Origin of the sequence: Williamsoniiplasma somnilux, from assembly GCF_002804005.1 — a bacterium.
Taxonomy (GTDB): domain Bacteria; phylum Bacillota_I; class Bacilli_A; order Mycoplasmatales; family Mycoplasmataceae; genus Williamsoniiplasma; species Williamsoniiplasma somnilux.
On sequence record NZ_CP024965.1, the window covers coordinates 269,619 to 289,218 of the forward strand.

Genomic DNA, 19,600 nt, shown 5'->3' on the forward strand with positions numbered 1-19,600 from the left:
TTTTCTAACCGTAAATATCGCACGGTGGAAATAATAAAAAATTATTTTACATTAATGATTATCAATATTTAAAAATATTTCGGAATACACCAGTTTATTTGAATAAACAAGGAGTATTAATATGAAAAAATTATTAAGTATTTTAACAACCTTAGGAATAACATCTACCACAGCTACTACAATTGTAGCATGTGACAAATATAACAAAACAACTAATATATCAACAATAAAAAATGAATTACAAACTATCATATCAGAAAGAACTGATAGAGCATGGAGTTTTCAAGAACTCCAAATAAGAGTAGATGAAAATTTTGGCGAGGGAGAAATAACCGTTGAAATCGTAAGAAAGAAAAACTATGATTTCAAAGACATAATTGTTAATGATTTGTACCGATTTATCGGCAATGGAACTGAAGAAAATGAAGGCATTTATAATGGTTCGATAGAACTCGAACATCAGTGAACTTATACAGTTGATGACATTACTTTAATTGGAAACTTATTAAAAGAAATTTTAAATACACCAACAAATCAACACACTTATTGAAAAAAACAAGATTTGCAAGAAACTATTGATCAAAAAGGATTAGATAAACCCGGTGGAATTGTAGTTGAAGAATTGCAAACGGTAGAAAAAAATAATTCATATAGTTTTATTGGTGGGCAAAAAATTACTGAGTGAAAATTTGTTGGCCAAGGTAATCCAACAAATGATTTTAGATTTAATGGCGAAATAACAATAAACCATTTTTGAGATGATACAGAAAACACAACTATTGAAATTAAAGAAATTAAAGAAATATTAAAAACTACTTTAAATGAAAATTTAAGGCAACCTTGAACAAAAGAAGAACTCCAACAAAAAGTTAATAGTCTTGGAATTGATTCTCCTGGTGGTATTATAGTTGAGGAAATTAATAAAATTCAAAGTATGGCTGCCAATGGTGATTTTGGATCTTCTAAATGAAAATTTATTGGCCAAGGTGATGTCACAAACAATTATTTATTTGGGGAATCAATAGAACTAGAACATTTTTGAGATAGTAGAATTGATTCTACAAAAAACATATTTTCTAAAAAAGAAGATTTGCAAAAAATTTTAGACCAGGATAAATACAAACATAAATCTTGAACTGTTGAACTTTTAGAAAAAGCAATCGAAGAAATTGATGTAGCTGAAGGAATTAGTATCCAACTTGTAGAAAATATTGACACACGTTCTTGAACGGGTGGACCTAAATTAACTAAATGAAAATTTATTGGTAATGGTAAAATTGACAATAATTACTTGTACAATGGCGAAATAACTTTAGAGCATATTTGAAATAATAAAAAAGATTCAACTCAAAGTATAAAAACAATAGAAGTTGAACTCAACGCTATTGTTAACGAAGATGCTAATAAAGGCAAAAAATTATGATTAAACGATCTTCAAGAAGCCGTTAACAGAAAATGACCTAACGAAAAATGAGGAATCGTTGTTGAAGATTTAACACCACTTGTCAAAAATCGCTCATATGAAGAAAGTAACGGTCAACAAACATTTAAATTTACAGGTCTTGGTAATGAAAATAATACTTGAATTTATACTGGTAGTGTCGAGATTAATCATGAATGAATTAAAATCAAAGATACAACTCAAAGTATAACTGAAGTCCAAAAGGATTTAAGAAATATTGTTTACAATAAAGAGCACATTAATAAAAGTTGAGAATTAGAAGAATTACAAACTGCTATTGAACAAGCAAAAATTGATAAAATTGGTGCCTTAACTGTGAAAAAAGGAACATCAAAAACTAATAAAGAGTACATAATTCAAGAATGAATTATCATTGGTAATGGAAAAATAGACAATGAATATATGTATAACGGAAAAATAATGATTGAGCATACATTTATGCTTTAGCGTTTAGTTTAAAAATTTTTACTTTTAAAAATTAAAGGGAGACTATATGAGTAATAGAAAATTTAGAAAATTAGGTTTATTGTTAGTAACAGCAATTCCTGCATCATCAGCAGCTTTTTTTGCAATAAGTTCAAGCAAATATAACATTGAAAATTCAAATAAAGAAGCAAAAAATAATCCAAGTGATATTGTCAAAGTTAAAAAGAATCTTGAAGTAATTTTAAACAAAAATATAAATAAAAAATGAGTTGAAGAAGAGTTAAATAATGCAATTATAGATGCAGGTTTAGAAGGAATAACTGCTAAAGAAGTAACTAAACCAATTTTCCGTACGATTAACTATGAGTGAAAACAGACAACATGAAAATTCACTGGTAACGGAGAAAAATATAAAGGTGATCTTGAAATTGCCCATGATTGAATTTCGCAAATAATTTCTTTCGTATCAATTAGTCAAATTGAAAATGAATTACAAACTATTTTAACTACTCGAAAAAATAAAAATTGAACTAAAGAAGAACTTCAAATTGCAGTTGATAATGCTAAATTAGATGCTAAAGGAGCAATTGCTGTTGAATCTGTAGAAAATATTAAAAATCGTAGTTCTCAAGGTGGTGATCAAAAAACTTCTTGAAGATTCATCGGTAAAGGTAATAAAAATGATCAAACAACCTTGCAATATAAATATAATGATTCAATAGAGATAGTTCATAATTTTAATGATAAAGTAGACACTTCTAAAAATATTATCGAAAAAGAAAATGATATTCAAAAAATTTTGGATTCAAAAGTTAATGGAACCTGAAAACAAGAAGATTTACAAAAGCAAATTGATGAAACGATTGGTTTGCAAAGCGGAATTGTAGTTAAACTTGTTGAAAATAAATCAAAAGTTGATTCTTCTAACACAAATTTTGTATTATGAAAATTTATAGGAACCGGAAATATTGATAATGATTTAATTTATAACGGGGAAATTGTTTTAACTCATAAATGAATTGCCAATGACCAAAAAACTCAAATTTCAACTATTTCTAACGAACTTGATAGCATTTTAAAATCTAAAAAAAATGGTGAATATCAATGAACAAATGAAGAATTACAAATTGCAATTAACACTTCTGAATTTGGAAAAGATGGTGGTATTAGTGTTGAAGAAAAATCAAAAATATTAAATAGATCTTCACAAAAAAATGAAGGAACACAAACTTGAATTTTTATTGGTAAGGGTAATAATGAAAATTCATACAAATATACTGATCAAATTGAAATTTCACATAATTGAAAAACTATATCTGATACAACTCAAGATATTCGAAGTATTATACCTGTAATTGAATCAATTATAAATTCTTCTGAATATGAAAAAAAACCTTGAGAACAAAAAGAATTAATGCAAGCGCTTATCAATGCTGAACTTACTGACCAAAATGGAATTACAGTTTCTGAAAATAGCACTACAATTTCTGAAAATCGTGTGTCAATTGGTGGGCCAAAAATTACAACTTGAGATTTTGTTGGCAATGGTAAAATTGACAACGAACATAAATATATGGGAAAAATAACTTTGTTTCACAATTGAGATGATAAACAAGATGGAAGTTATGAGATCAAAACAATTAGTGATGAATTGCAAATAATTCTAGATTCTAAATTAGATGCTTCTTGAGAACAATCAGAGTTACAAACAGTAATTAATAATTCTCGTCTTGATCCTCATAACCAAATTATTGTTCAACCAATTTTAGAACAATCAAGCCGTTCTTCAAGTGGGTCAAAGAATAAAAATTCTTGAAAATTTATTGGTACTGGAAGCCAAAGTAACCCATCTATGTTTAAAGATGAAGTTACATTGATACACAATTGAAATAATATAAAAGAGACAACTGTTGATATTGCAACAAAACAAAATGATTTACAAAACATTATAAATTCAGAAGAATACAAAAATAAATCTTGAACTGCTGAACTTTTAGAAAAAGCAATTGAAAAAATTGATGTAGCTGAAGGAATCACTGTTCAACTTGTCGAAAACGTTGATACACGTTCTTGAACAGGTGGACCTAAATTAACTAAATGAAAATTTATTGGTAATGGTAAAATTGACAATAATTACTTGTACAATGATGAAATAACTTTAGAGCATATTTGAAACGATAAAAAGGATTCAACACAAAATATAAAAGCAATAGAATCTGAACTTAACATCATTGTTAATGAAGGTGTTAATAAAGACAAAAAATTATGGGTAAAGGATCTTCAAGAAGCCGTTAACAGAAAATGACCTGACGAAAAATGAGGAATCGTTGTTGAAGATTTAACACCACCTGTCAAAAATCGTTCATATGAAGAAAGTACGGGTCAACAAACATTTAAATTTACAGGTCTTGGTAATGAAAATAATACTTGAATTTATAATGAAAGTATTGAAATAAAACATGATTGAAATCAAAAAATTGGCAATACTCAAAATATTGAAAATGCAAAAAATCAGTTAAAAGAATTTATTAACAACGAAGAAAATCACACCAAAAAAGCTTGAACAAAAGAAGAACTACAAACAGCACTTGATAATTCAGGGATTGATACAAAAGGTGGTTTTACCGTTAAAGAATTAAAGAAAAAACCAAGCACTCGCTTAGCAACTCCTGATTGAAAAGAAGATAAATGAATTATTGTTGGAAATGGTAAGGATGATAACATTTACAAATACATTGGGGAAATAAGTATTTTACATTATTGAGAAACTGTTAAGGATGGTTCGTTTGATATTTCTAGAATTGAAGAAGATCTGCAAATATTATTAAATGACAAAATGCATGAATTTAAATCTTGAACATTAAATGAAATTCAATGATTATTAGATTATAACTATCCTCCAGGTTCAATTACTGTTGATTATGTAAAATCTGAAGCTAATAAAAACATGAAAAACGAAAAAGAAAATATTGATGAATACATTTTTACCGGTCATGGCTCAGTTGAAAATGATTATTGATACAAAGGTTCAATAAATCTAAAACATAAATGAATCGGAGTTAATAAACCAATTGATTTAGCAAAAGATGCATCAATAAAAGGTCAATTGAACAAACTTATATTTGAAAAAAGTTCAAAAAATTCGTCTTGAAATCAGCTAGATTTACAAAAAGCTGTTGATTTAAAAATTGATAAATCTGGAGGAATTACAGTTGTAATTATAAGCAACAATGCAAATGAACAACAAATTAAATTTATCGGTCATGGGAGTGAAACAAATAGTTACAAATATGTTGGGGAAATAACTATAAAAAATACATTGACGGATGCTAATGATACAACCATTTCTAAATACATAGATTCAAAAGGAGATTTAGGAATTTTGTCAACTGATAAAAAATTTAATTTTGAAAAAATTGATGCTGTAGAATTATTGCAAATTGGTTATAATGCTAATGGAAATGCAGTTTATAACTTTAAAGGTAAAAAAATAACTGATAAATTACCAGTTGGAATTAAAAAAATTTCCGATTTCTTTAAAGGTAATTTAAATTTTAAAATTGAAGGTATAGAAAATTGAGATACCTCAAACGTTATTTCAATGAATGGTACATTCGAAAATGCAAGTAACTTTAATCAAGATATTTCAAACTGGGATACTGGAAATGTTATAGATATGTCGCTTATGTTCAGTGGTGCTAAAAAATTTAACCAAGATTTAAGTAAATGAAATGTATCTAAAGTTACAAATCATGCTAATTTTGACACTAATGCAAATCCTAACTGAATTTCTGAATTTAAACCTAAATTTAAATAATTTTTGAATTAAAAAAGAAAGGGAGGTTATGAAAAAATATAAGCAATCTATTAAAAAAATAGGATTACTTTTAGTTATCTTTTCAACTTTATGAAGTTTTTCGGTCTTGATTTTAAGTTCAAAAAAATATTATTCACAAAGTATAAATGAAAATGCAAATAGTTTAAAATTTGAAATTCAAAAAATTTTAGATACAAGAAATCATTCTTCATGAACTGAACAAGAATTGCAAAATGAATTAATCACTCATAACATCGATAACGCTGAGCAAATTACAATTAGTGAGTTAAATTCAACAGAAATTGAAGTTAATAACGTTAAAAAAATTGAAACTTTTTGGAAATTTAAAAATTTTCAAAAAAGTTTTAATAAACAATTTTTAAATTTTGAAATAACATTAAAACACACAAGAAATTTAAAAACGAACGACCTTGTTAGCATAGTAAAAATTCAAAGCAATTTACAACAAATTGTTAACAAAGAGTTTAAAAAACCGTGAACAAGTGCTTCTTTAGAACAAGCTATTGTCTCTAATAATATTGATGTTGCTGGAGGAATATCTGTTAAAGCTGTAAAACAACAAGAATCACGTTCCGCTAGCTATGAATGAAACTCATCTGAATGAATTTTTGTGGGTAATGGTATTAATTATAAAGATGAAATTACACTAATTCATAAATGGTTAACAAAGATAGATTCGAGTGTTTCAATAAGTCAAATTAATACTGAATTACAAAATGTTTTAGATAACAATAAAAATTCAATTTGAACAAAACAAAAATTACAAAAGGCGGTTAACTTTGCTAAATTAGATCAAGAAAATGCAATTTTAGTTGAAGAAGTTAGCTTTAAAGATGAACGAAGTTGAACTGGTGATGAACATTCAAATTTATGAAAATTTATTGGTCAAGGAAACGTTGATAATGATTTTAAATATAAAAATGAAACTACTTTAACTCATCAATGAAATAATAAAATTGATAGTTCTCAAAACATTTTTTATGCAAAATCGCAATTGGAAGAACTTTTATCAAAAAAAATAAATGAGGGTTGAACACAAAACGATTTGCAAACAGCTATTGATAATTCTAAAATCGATAAGATTGGAGGAATTAAAGTTGAACAAGTAGAATTCAAATCTCAAACATCGACTGATTCTTTAAATGTTGATCAATGAAAATTCACAGGAAATGGGACTATTGACAATGAATTTCTTTATAAAGGGCAGATCACACTACTTCATCAGTGAAATGATTATAAAGACACAAGCAAAGATATTGGTGTCATTGCAGATTTGTTAGTTGAAATTGTTAATGAAAAAGAAGATAAAAATTCCCCTTGAAATCAACAGCAACTTCAAGATGTAATAGATAATTCTAAAAAGATTGATAGTCCTGGAGGAATCAGTGTTTCTGAAAAAATAATTAATCAACGTTCTTCTAATTCAATTAATGAGGTACAAACATTACTTTTTATTGGTAAGGGTAATGAAAATAATAATTACAAATATAAAGGAACAATAGAACTTAATTTTAATTGAACTAAAATTGAAAATACTACTCAAAGTATTTTTAATATTGCTAATCAATTGCAAAATATCATAAATAAAAAAGAATATAAAAATAAACAATGAACATCATTAGCTTTAGAACAAGCGATTATAGCTGAAGAACTTGAATCTACCGGCGGAATTAGTATAACCAGCAATCAAAAAGAAAATAATAATTTTTCATCAACTGGAGGAGCTCAACAAACCACTTGAACTTTTACCGGTAAAGGAACGATTAAAAATGAATTCAAATATGATGGACAAATATCGATAATTCATAATTGAAATGACAAAGTAGACAATAGTTTTAATATTAAAACTATTGAAAATAAACTTCAAAATATTTTGAACTCTGATGCTTATAAAGATAAAAAATGAAATGCAATATCTTTAGAAAATGAAATTATTAATCAAAATTTAGATATTGCTAATGGAATTATTGTTCAAGAACTTGAAACTGTTGATTTACGTTCTTCAAGCGGTGGTCCTCATCAGACAACTTGAAAATTTATTGGAAATGGAAATTCAACAAATCCATTTAAATATAATGGTGAAATTACATTAATTCAAAAGTGAAATAATTACCAAGACACAACCAAACCAATTTCAGATATCCAATCAAAATTACAAGACATTGTAGATTCTGCTGAATATCAAGAAAAACAATGAACTTTAGCAGAATTACAAAAAGAGATTGATAACACATTTGGAATTAAACAAATAACTGTAAAATCATCTAAATTAAATGATAATTTAGATTTTTATTCTTGAAAGCCAGAGCCTCATACTGACAAATATATTTTTCAAGGTAATGGAAATGGTAGCAACCAATATCTCTATAAAGGACATGTTGAATTAGAACACAATTGAAATAAGCGAGTAGATACAACCATTGATTTTACAAAAGATAAAGAAATGTTAATTGACCTTTATCGTATAATCGGTTCTAAAAAAGGCGCTTGATTTAATGAAGAATTAAAATTAACAATAGAAAAAAAATATGGCAAAAATTCTTTCGAAATTAAAATTGATGACTCAGAAGATCTTCAACAAATTCAATTAACTGGAACAGGTTCAATCGAAAACGAAAATAAATATAAAGGTAATTATGTTTTTAAAAAATATATTATTGGTGATGGAATTAATGATAATTTTAAGATTATTTATCTAGATTCTAAATTAAATTTATCCTATCAAACATACTTTGATTTCGAAAAAACTGATGCGATAGCTATTTTATCACTTGCTACAAGTGAAAATTCAGTTAAAAATTTTAAAGGTAAATATATGCCAGAAGAGCTACCCACTCAAATAGAAAATATAGATTACATGTTCGCAGGAAATCCTAATGATAAAATTGTTGGAATAGAAAATTGAGATACTTCAAATATAAAAAGTATGAAAGGAACATTTGAAAATGCTTCAAAATTTAATCAAGATTTAGACAAATGAAGTCTTATAAATGCTTTAACAATAGAATCTATCTTTCAAGGAGCTTCTTCCTTTAATGGTAATATTACAAATTGAAAAACAAATAATGTAATAAATTTTTCATCAGCATTTGAAGGAGCCTCTTCATTTAATCGTGATTTAAATTGGATTACATCAAATTTAGAATTCATGATAAACACCTTTAGAAATGCTACCTCATTTAATGGTGACATTTCTAATTGATGAGTAGGTGAGCTCGTTGTTATGGATGGAGCATTTGAAAATGCTATAAATTTTAATTGCGACATATCTAGCTGAACAACAACGAAATTAGAATCTATGGGAGTTGCATTTAGAAATGCCAAAAATTTTAATCAAGATTTATCAAAATGAGATGTTAGATCTGTTGGTTATCACAGTATGTATGATAGTGGCGCTGATAAATGACAATCAAATTACAAACCAAGATTTAATAATTAATAGAAAAAGTTTTTATAAATTAAGATAATTTAAATTAATAAAAATTGCATAAAGAATATATATTTTATGATAGATTTTTAAAATAAAAATATCTGAATTATAATAAAAATTTTATAAAATTTCAGAATTTAATTTTCAAAAAATAAAACTTAAGCAAATAAATAAAATCGCTTATGATGAATATATCAATATAATAAATCACTTTGGGGACAAAAAACTTCCAAATAAATTACCCAACTAAATAGCAAGTTTTAAAATTTTTTAATGAAAATGGCAACAAAATTATTGGGAGAATTAAATGTCGAGATGTACAATTTAATAATTTAGATGTAATATGTTTTTAAAACTTGTAATAATTCTAATGAAGAGATTTCTTGATAAAGAGATTTTAATTCAAAAACAATGGAGAGCATGTTTAGGGGAATGAAAAAATTTAATAGTGATATTTCTAATGTTATTTATATCATTAGTGTGTTTAAATCTGCCATCAGTTTCTATCAAGATTTAAGTTTTTGAAACATAAAAAAATTACTTATTTTAACAACTTTTAATAAAAGAATTTTAAGTTAAAATACAAATTTTACTAAATGAAAAAAACTTTAAAAATAAAAAATAGATAAATTACAAAATAAATTAAATAAAATTTATGAAATAAATATAATTTCAGTTAATAGCAATTTTGTGTAAATTATTTGTTCAGAAACATACAAAGAACAATTAACATTTGTTGTGGCTGTATATTGTAGTATCAATTGAATTTTAATGGAAACAACGTTATTAATTTACACTTGAAATATAATATAGTTATTATAAATTTTAAAATCTTGCAAATATTTGCAAGATTTTTTATTGTACATTTTTAAATTTACTACATTGTTTTTATACATTTAAATCATTATTGTTTATAAATTTTATCTTGTAAATTATAAATGAGCAAGAACAAATAATTTTACGAATAAGTTTTTTGTTTGACAAACTGTTTATACTAAATTTATTTAGTTTTTTCCAAGAACCAATTGCTTTTTTTTTTTTTTTTGTAGAATGAATAACACATAATAGTGTTAAAGTTTCAAAATATAGGTTTATCCTTTATTCTTTTAAAAAATGAATTATTATATAAATTTTTATTAATCATCGAGGTATTTAATGAAAAAAGAAAAAAGCAATTTTAAAAAGATCATATTGTTACTTATTTTAATGGTTCCTTTGGCAGCAACGCCTTTTATTATTTTTGGATTATCTCAAAAAATTTCTAAAGATATATCATCAATTCAAAATGAATTACAAAGTATTTTAGATCAAAGATTAAATAAATTTTGAACAAAAGAGGAATTACAAGAAGAACTTAATAAAAAATATGGTAATAATGCAATTAATGTTGAATTAATTTTTTTTAACTATGCCCAAAAATCTTTTGAACAAAAAACTGAAAAATATAAATTTACAGGCAATAACTTAAACAATGATGAAACCATATATACAGGTTCAATTGAATTAGCTCATAATTTTAAATTAAATAAAACTAAAAATATTTTTGAAGTCAAAACCCAACTTCAAGACCTTCTAAATTCCCCTGATTATACAAACAAGAGTTGAACCAAAACAGCATTAGAACAAGCCATATTTGCTGCAAATATCGATGATGCTGGGGGAATTAGTGTTGAAGAAATTAAAACAATTAACACCCGAGCTTTTACAGGAGGTCCGCAAAGCACATCTTGAAAATTTACTGGTCATGGAAATCAAAGCAATCATTGAAAATACACAAACCATATCACGTTAGAACACAATTGAAATAATCTTGAAGATAAAACCCAAAACATTATCAACATCAATTCTCAACTTCAAGACCTTCTAAATTCCCCTGATTATACAAACAAGAGTTGAACCAAAACAGCATTAGAACAAGCCATAGTTGCTGCAAATATCGATGATGCTGGGGGAATTAGTGTTGAAGAAATTAAAACAATTAACACCCGAGCTTTTACAGGAGGTCCGCAAAGCACATCTTGAAAATTTACTGGTCATGGAAATCAAAGCAATCATTGAAAATACACAAACCATATCACGTTAGAACACAATTGAAATAATCTTGAAGATAAAACCCAAAACATTATCAACATCAATTCTCAACTTCAAGACCTTCTAAATTCCCCTGATTATACAAACAAGAGTTGAACCAAAACAGCATTAGAACAAGCCATAGTTGCTGCAAATATCGATGTTGCTGGGGGAATTAGTGTTGAAGAAATTAAAACAATTAACACCCGAGCTTTTACAGGAGGTCCGCAAAACACAACTTGAAAATTTATTGGTCATGGGGATCAAAGCAATCATTGAAAATACACAAACCATATCACGTTAGAACACAATTGAAATAATCTTGAAGATAAAACCCAAAACATTATCAACATCAATTCTCAACTTCAAGACCTTCTAAATTCCCCTGATTATACAAACAAGAGTTGAACCAAAACAGCATTAGAACAAGCCATAGTTGCTGCAAATATCGATGATGCTGGGGGAATTAGTGTTGAAGAAATTAAAACAATTAACACCCGAGCTTTTACAGGAGGTCCGCAAAACACAACTTGAAAATTTATTGGTCATGGGGATCAAAGCAATCATTGAAAATACACAAACCATATCACGTTAGAACACAATTGAAATAATCTTGAAGATAAAACCCAAAACATTATCAACATCAATTCTCAACTTCAAGACCTTCTAAATTCCCCTGATTATACAAACAAGAGTTGAACCAAAACAGCATTAGAACAAGCCATAGTTGCTGCAAATATCGATGATGCTGGGGGAATTAGTGTTGAAGAAATTAAAACAATTAACACCCGAGCTTTTACAGGAGGTCCGCAAAACACAACTTGAAAATTTATTGGTCATGGGGATCAAAGCAATCATTGAAAATACACAAACCATATCACGTTAGAACACAATTGAAATAATAAAAAAGATTCATCAGAAAATATTATAAACATCCAAAATATTTTACAAGATATTTTAAATTCTGAAGATTATAAAAGAAAAAGTTGGGATAAAGTTGAATTAGAACAATTATTAATTTCAATGAATATTGATGTTAAAGGTGGAATTGTTATTGAAGAAGGAGAAACTATAAAGCATACTTCTAAAAAAAGGGGACCACACACCACGACTTGAAAATTTGTTGGAAACGGAAATATAAATAATTATTTTAAATATAATGGAGAAATTATTTTAGAACATAATTGAAACAATAAATGAATACAGTAAAAAAAATTAGCATTTTTATTTTTAGTAATTTATATATTAATATAAAACATTTCAAAAAATATATTTACGTTTTGAAATGTTTCAAAAATTAATTAATTAAAAAACTTTTATTAACTAATAAAAGTGGATTAAGGAGATTTGATAAATGAAAGAATTCAAAGAGATAAAAAAAATAGAATCGGAATGAACTGAATATATTGATTCTAATAATGACTCACAAAAAACTAAGGAATTTAATTTTAAAAAAATTAAAGCAAAAGAAATCCTTAAACTTGGTTATGACAAAAATGGATGTACTATTCATCATTTTAAAGGCAAAAAAGTTCCCAATAAATTGCCCATTGAAATTAGAAGTCTTAAAAGTTTTTTTAGTAATAATCCCAACAAAATTATTGAAGGTATTGAAACTTGAGATACAAAATTAATCTTAGATATGTCATATGTTTTTGAAAATTGTAAAAAATTTAACGGAAACATTTCTCGTTGAAGAGCTTTTAATGCAACAACCATGGAAGGAATGTTTAAAGGTGCTAAGAAATTTAACAATGACATTTCTGATTTATATACATTTCGAGTTCATAATATGAAATATATGTTTAAGGATTCAATAGAATTTAATCAAGATATTTCCAATTGAAATATCGTAAATCTTAAATTTTTTCGATCAATGTTTGAAAACGCTCATTCTTTTAACAAGGATTTATCAAAATGAACTTTTTGTCAAGAAATTGTTTTTTCAACAGATTACGATAAAAATGCAATCTCTTGAGCGGATTTTAATAAACCAAAATTTAATAAAAAAAATACTTAAATTATAAAAAATCTCGTATATAAAACGAGATTTTTTATAATTTAATTAAAATTTCTTTGCCGCTTCCGTTATATCTTCTACAATATTATCAACTGCTTGAGTTGGTGTTAAACCACTAACTTTAGTTCCAGCTAATAAAATTGGTTCAACAACTTTAGCACCTACAAATTCTCAAGTTCCTCTTAGATAATCTGTGTGATTTCCTCACATATATCATCCAAATGGTGCGCCTTGGGTAGTTAAAATTTGTACGGTTAAATTAGTTAATAATCCAATTGCATCACCTTTTTTTGAATATTTATATGAAAATGTTTCGTTAGCCAATAAGATGTGATCTAAATAATTTTTAACAATTCCTGGAACATTGAAGTTATGCATAGGACTAGAAATTACAATCTTGTCAACTTCACGTAATTGTTGAATATATTTCATTGCATCTTCTTCATTGAAGTAAGTGGCGAAATTTTGTTCTGTTAGCGATTTTTGTGCCATTGGTACATGATTTAAATCTAAATAAATTAATTCATCTTTTGGATTGTTTTTAGTGTATTCTTCAATAAACTTTTTACTTAGTTCTCATGAATAAGATTTGTCTTTTGGACTTATTGTTCCTGAAATAACTAATACTTTTTTACTCATAATATAATCTCCTTGTGATTATTATAATTATAACTACCTAAACTCTAAAATAAAAAAATATCTTGAATAATTCAAGATATTTTTTTATTTTAACTTATTGTAAATATTGTTAACATCATCTAAATTAACTTTATTAATTTTGAAAGTAAAGCCTTCCTCTTTTTTGTATTTAGGAATGATGTGTTCATGATAATGTAATACTTCTTGAAAAGCTTCGTTTCCATCGTTGCTTACAAAATTGAAACCTTTAGGATTTAATTTTGTTAATTTACCAATCACAGCTAACTTAGCTTTTGCTACATCACAAACAATTTGTGAATCAGCTTTGCTAAAAGATTCCACATGTTTTTTTGGAATTACCAAGCAGTGCCCATTAGCATTTGGGAAAATATCTAAAAATGCTAAAGTTGTTTCATTTTCATAAATTTTATAACACGGAATCTCATTATTAATGATTTTGCAAAATAAACATTCCATTAGTCTGAAGATCCGTTGCTAAAAATATCATCACGTAGGTATTTTGAAATTGTGTTATATAACTCATTGTATAGAATATCGTTGTTTGTAATAAATTGCGGATAAATAGTTACTTTAGCTTGTTCAATATTATTTTCATCTTTTGCAGCAATATATTGCAATTCACGTAAAATATTTCATTTTTTATCACTAGTTAAACTTTGAATATCTAAACTAGAACTATTAGATTTATAAAAATCGAAATTTCCACTTTGAACTAAACTATCTGGAAATGATTCGTTGTTTCCTAAATTAATTTTATAACCAGCGGTTTTGTTATTTGTGTCCAAACCATCAACAGTAATTAAATTAGCTGAATTTCCTGAATCAAATGATAATTTAATATTTCCAATTGTAACTACTTTGCCAACTTTATTAGCATCGCTTGGAGTTACTTCAACAATAGTGTTGTCATCTTCTTTAGTAAATTTAATTGTATCAGTGCTTGTTGGTGTATTAGCAAGCACACCCAAATTAACTTTTGCATTAAATGCTATATTTCCATAAGTATTATCATGAGTATTATCAACTGAACCAATTAAGGAAACACTTGTTGCACCTTGTGGCATTCCGATAGTTGATTTGCCATTTCCATCTATGAAACCAGCAGTATTGGGTTTGTTTATCTGTGTTCAGTCTTTGAAAACATCTAAAGCCTTTTGTTGAGTATAAACAACACCATCAACTTTAATTTTTAAATCCTCTAAATTTGGTAATAAAGCTTTAATGTCATTTATTTTTGAAGCATCTAAATTTTTTACACCAGTTGCATCAACCTCAATTTCTGTTTTTTGTCCATTAGTATAACTATTGTTTTTATCGTGTAGTAAATCAATCATATATAGTGGTAAAACTAAATAAAAATCTTTAGAGTTTTTAATGTTTGAATTATAACCTTCACCGTAATTTCCTTTTGAAAGAATAGCGGGTCCATTTGCTTTATTAACAGCCGCATACGCATCTTGAGCAATAATTAAGTTACCATCAACTGATTTAATGGTTTCTCCATCATTAGCGACAAAACCATTAAATCCAGAGATTCCTAAATACGGATCTGTTCCAGCTGCTGTATTGTTTTTGTCTCCAATGTCTAGCATAGTGTCAAAAAGTGATTTGAGTGAAGTTACATTAGTATCTTTAATATTTCCGTTATTATCAAGGTTGTTTTTAATTGAAGACCAAACTGATGCTGCTGTTGCTTGATCTTTCATTGTAAATGATCAAACCATTTTAATATTTGATTTGTAACCATCTTCTTGACTTCAAGTTTGCACCTTTTTAGCTACTGGTGAATTTTTGTCGAAAAACAATCCTGGTTTATTAGCATCTGAACTAGTTCTTCACATTTGAGCATCTAAATATGATATTGCTAATACACTATCGTAAATTTTTGCTTTAATTTCTGAATTAAAGTATTCTTGAAAACGATATTGTAACGCTTCAACCCCATTTAGGTAATTAATATTATTTTCATCGATTCCTAAAACTTTAGTATCTGTTCCTGTGGCTTTTTCTTGACCTAAAGTGAATTTACCCAAACTTGCAAGTTCTGCATTATTTAATTCAACTTTATTTTTTTCTGCTTTAAAAAGAACAACAAATTTACCTGCTTCTAATTCTTCAATTGATGGTAGTTTAGGTTTTTTGATTTCAGTTGATGCATCTTTTGAAATATATTCATTTGCCATACGTCATAAACTGTATGAATCATTTTCTCCACCTTTACTAAATCAAACTGTATATTTGTCTTCGTTTTCGGTATCATTTTTTTGTAAATTAGAAGGATTAATTCCTAATTTTTTCTCAAATAATTCACTTTCTTTTTTAGCAGCTTTTCCATCAATGATTGCTGATGTATATTCGTAAAAGAGTTTATCTCCAGCAATATTAGCAGAAATTTCATTAATTTTTTGATCATATATTTTTTGATCAAAACCTTTTAATTTTAAGTTTGTGCTTTGTTTTTTTTGTTGTTGCTCATAATACAATTTACTAATTTTATCGTTAACTAAATTCATCATCGCAGTCTTGATGTCAATTTGATTAAATATATCAAAGTTAGTCGTACTGAAATCTTTATCCCCTTTAATTTGATTTAATATTTTGTCTCGTAATTCTTTTTCTAAAGTTAAAGTGTCAAATCTTTTAATGCTTTGATTGTTACCACAAGCTACAACAACTCCTGCAGTTGCTGAAATCAAGGCAAAAGACCCTAAAAAAGTTAATAGCTTTTTCATTATTTTTTACCTCCTATTTTTCTATTATTTAAATCATATGTAGTTTGAGTTTTTACAAAATCATTAATTAATGATTTTGTAAATTTTCATTCAATCAAATCATTTGCTTGTGTTGCATATTTATTTCTAGAAACTGACGATGTTTTAAATGGATCAAATCATTGTAACTGTATTAATTTATCAATATGTGAAGTCAATTCCTCTTTAGTTATAGAAAGTTTAGCTTCATCAACTGAATTTTCTTGTTCGCTTTTTGTATTGTAATCTAATTTGCTTAAAGGTAAGTCTTTATTTTTACCACCAAAACCACTTTCAAGTTTAGAATCATCAATTGATTTATTTCATTCATCTCAACCATCTTTAAAATCGTTTTGGCCTTTCATTATAGTCAAACTAGTTAAATAATTGATTTTGTTCGTTAAATCTTGTTTGAATTTTTTTGATAATGAATTAGTTTCATCAAATTCAATTAACCATTCAATAACTTGATCAATTTGCTGTTGTCCTGTAATGCTGACGAAATAATCAAACATTCATGAAGCACCTAATGATAATTCGGTTGTTGATGAATCTTTGGCAGTTGCATAATTGAATGCAGCATCAATAATGTTGTATTTAGCAATTGTGTCAATTGTTGAGTTTGAATCTTTAATATTAGTTCCAATTGAATTGTTTACTAAGTATTGTTCGTACTTATTCGAAATAGAACTATTGATACGAGAATAATCCAATCCAAGTTTCTTAATATCTTCAATTCTATCAGCGGAAATGAATTCCATGCTTTCTTCTTTTGTTGTATCATTAGCAGCTTTATTTTTTGTTTTGTTTAGTTGAGAAGATGAAACTGAATTTGGTTTAAATGCTCCTTTATAATCCCCAAAAATATAACGATAGTCTCCATTAGTTTGGCCTTTGGCATAATTATTTATTTTTTGTAAAGTTTGAGCATCTTTTAGATAACCTACTTTATCATTTTCGAAATCCACAGTTTTTTGAGCCGATAATAATTCTGAACCTTTAAGAATATCAAATCCCGAAATTTTGGTAATATGTAAACCATCGGTATCCATGAAAGCAATTATCCCTAATTCTTTGTTTAGAACTTTATAAACTTTGTTATCAGATTGCTTATCAGAAGTAGAAAATTCCCCGGTTCCATCTTGATTTACTTTTCTGTTTAAAGACTTAATCAATCCCAATGCTTGCCCTAATTTTGCTCAAGCCTCAGATTGTTGGTTTTCATCAGGTAAGCTTTTGATCACATTCGCAATAGCTGTTGCATTGTCAGGTAAAAAAGCACCTTTTTCTGGGTCTTCTAAATCATCCCTACTTTCAACTTCAATTGCATTATCTGCAATATCAAATTCTTCTATATTACCCTGAGTTTGCAAGAAATCATAAACAGAATATTTAGTAATTTTAGAATGACTTGAATCACTTAGTGTTAATAACTCACTATCGTTTTTAGTTGTATAGTAATTTGAACTGTCTGTATTTCAAGCTTCATTATTCTTAACAAAAATTTTCCCATTATTTGCTTTATTTTGATTTGCAAATATTGTATCAAAAGGTGATTGTGATGTTCCTTCAATCGTTTTTGCTCCAGTTACATAGTTATTTAAAAAGTCCATTAAACCAGTAAATTGTTTAGCGTCAGTAGTTGTAGTTTTATCAAAAAAAGCTTCACCATTGATTTCTTTTGCTAAATCTCCTGTCCCCTTATTGAAAACAACTTCAGTTATTGCAAGTGGTTTTTGGTTTTGAAAGAAACTGTCAACAACAAATCTTTGCGAATTTGATAAAAATCCATATAATTCACTATCTGTATTTGTATTCAAATTTAAATCATCAGCTTTTGTTGGATAACTTGCAACAAGATCAAAATAACTATTTTGTGAATTTAATTCTTTTCCATCAAATAAAACTGTATTTCATTGAGAAGGAGATGCTAAATTATAAACATTATTAATATAAATTGCTTCTTTAAGTGTTTTCTCATCAACGTTCGCTGTACCAAAAGCAGGTACAATTCTTTTTAATAATTCTTTTGCATTGTTAACAGTTAATGTACTTATCGAAGATTCATCTGCTCATTTAATATCGTAAATGTTTCAAATTTTTTTGTTTTGACTATCAAATCTAGTTTGAGATTGAGTATTTTCAGTAATATTATTAAAACCACCAGTTGCATTAAAAAGATTAATTAACAATTCTTTATTATTATCTTTTTCTTCAACAATTTTATTTGCTAACTCAGAAGTTTTGACATTTTGTCATTTCTCCATTAGTTGTTCTAACAATGTATTTCTATTAAGTTCTGTATTAGAAGTCATATCTGCAATGTTTGTTTGACTTTTTTTAATCAACAAGTTACTTAATTGTGCATAAGCACCAGTTTTAGGATCAGTTAATACTAGGTTATTAATATAAGCTTTTCTTAGTGCATCATAGTTTTTATCAACGTTTGGAAATTGTTTCGCAAGTTCGTCAACTAATTTCTCACGATTATCAACTTCTTTTTCTTTTTTCTTAAAACTATTTATGGCTGCTCCATAAACTGTGTAAGTTTCAGTTGAATCCATATCTCCTAATAAATCAGAGATAATTTTTTTCATGTTATTTTTCGAATCTTTATTTGAATTAAGCGCATAATAGTTATTTTCTTTGTTGAATATAGCATTAAATAATTTCGAATCATCTTTTTTAGATTCTTGCATCACTGCAACTGCAAAAATTTGATAAAAACTTTTAACAATTTTAATATGATCTCCAAAACCATTTAGCGAGATATATCAATTCAATAAGTCTTCACTATTAAATTTAATATTCCCTTTGTTATCAATAAAGGTTGAACCTTCACTTTTATCTTCTTCCTTTGAACCACAAGAAACAACCAAAGCAGCCGAAGAAGCTGTAATTGAAATTGCTCCTAACAATGTTAATAATTTTTTCATCTTTTTTC

9 protein-coding genes are annotated in these 19,600 nt (G+C 26.8%); 5 read left to right on the forward strand and 4 right to left on the reverse strand.

From position 1 onward, the window contains the following. The first annotated feature begins 121 nt into the window (after window positions 1-121). The 5 genes from ESOMN_RS01235 (at window position 122) to ESOMN_RS01255 (ending at window position 13,246) form a co-directional block, all read left to right on the forward strand. Window positions 122-1,909 (forward strand): lipoprotein, encoded by a 1,788-nt coding sequence (locus ESOMN_RS01235; RefSeq protein ID WP_024863687.1) that lies wholly within the window; start codon window positions 122-124, stop codon window positions 1,907-1,909. A gap of 46 nt (window positions 1,910-1,955) precedes the next feature. Next, the gene (locus ESOMN_RS03840; RefSeq protein WP_024863686.1) at window positions 1,956-5,705 is read left to right on the forward strand and encodes a BspA family leucine-rich repeat surface protein; all 3,750 of its coding nucleotides are present in this window, start codon (window positions 1,956-1,958) and stop codon (window positions 5,703-5,705) included. 28 nt (window positions 5,706-5,733) lie between these two features. Next, window positions 5,734-9,165 carry a BspA family leucine-rich repeat surface protein gene (locus ESOMN_RS01245; protein WP_157844491.1) on the forward strand — a complete coding sequence of 1,144 codons (3,432 nt, stop codon included), beginning with the start codon at window positions 5,734-5,736 and terminating at the stop codon, window positions 9,163-9,165. Window positions 9,166-10,311: 1,146 nt separating this feature from the next. Then, window positions 10,312-12,435: a hypothetical protein gene (locus ESOMN_RS01250; protein ID WP_100608750.1), complete on the forward strand. Its 2,124-nt coding sequence runs from the start codon at window positions 10,312-10,314 to the stop codon at window positions 12,433-12,435. A 145-nt stretch (window positions 12,436-12,580) separates the two neighbouring features. Beyond that, window positions 12,581-13,246: a BspA family leucine-rich repeat surface protein gene (locus tag ESOMN_RS01255; protein WP_024863863.1), complete on the forward strand. Its 666-nt coding sequence runs from the start codon at window positions 12,581-12,583 to the stop codon at window positions 13,244-13,246. Window positions 13,247-13,291: 45 nt separating this feature from the next. Here ESOMN_RS01255 and ESOMN_RS01260 read toward each other — a convergent pair whose 3' ends face one another. The 4 genes from ESOMN_RS01260 to ESOMN_RS01275 form a co-directional block, all read right to left on the reverse strand. Continuing rightward, window positions 13,292-13,885, reverse strand: a complete 594-nt coding sequence (locus tag ESOMN_RS01260; RefSeq protein WP_024863864.1) for an FMN-dependent NADH-azoreductase — start codon at window positions 13,883-13,885, stop codon at window positions 13,292-13,294. Between the two features lie 84 nt (window positions 13,886-13,969). Then, complete coding sequence (locus ESOMN_RS01265) at window positions 13,970-14,362, reverse strand: HIT family protein (protein WP_024863865.1); 393 nt, start codon at window positions 14,360-14,362, stop codon at window positions 13,970-13,972. Next, complete coding sequence (locus ESOMN_RS01270; protein WP_024863866.1) at window positions 14,362-16,638, reverse strand: Vmc-like lipoprotein signal peptide domain-containing protein; 2,277 nt, start codon at window positions 16,636-16,638, stop codon at window positions 14,362-14,364. Before ESOMN_RS01270 ends, ESOMN_RS01265 begins: the two co-directional genes overlap by 1 nt. Next, window positions 16,638-19,592, reverse strand: a complete 2,955-nt coding sequence (locus ESOMN_RS01275; protein ID WP_024863867.1) for a lipoprotein — start codon at window positions 19,590-19,592, stop codon at window positions 16,638-16,640. Before ESOMN_RS01275 ends, ESOMN_RS01270 begins: the two co-directional genes overlap by 1 nt. Window positions 19,593-19,600: the final 8 nt, after the last annotated feature.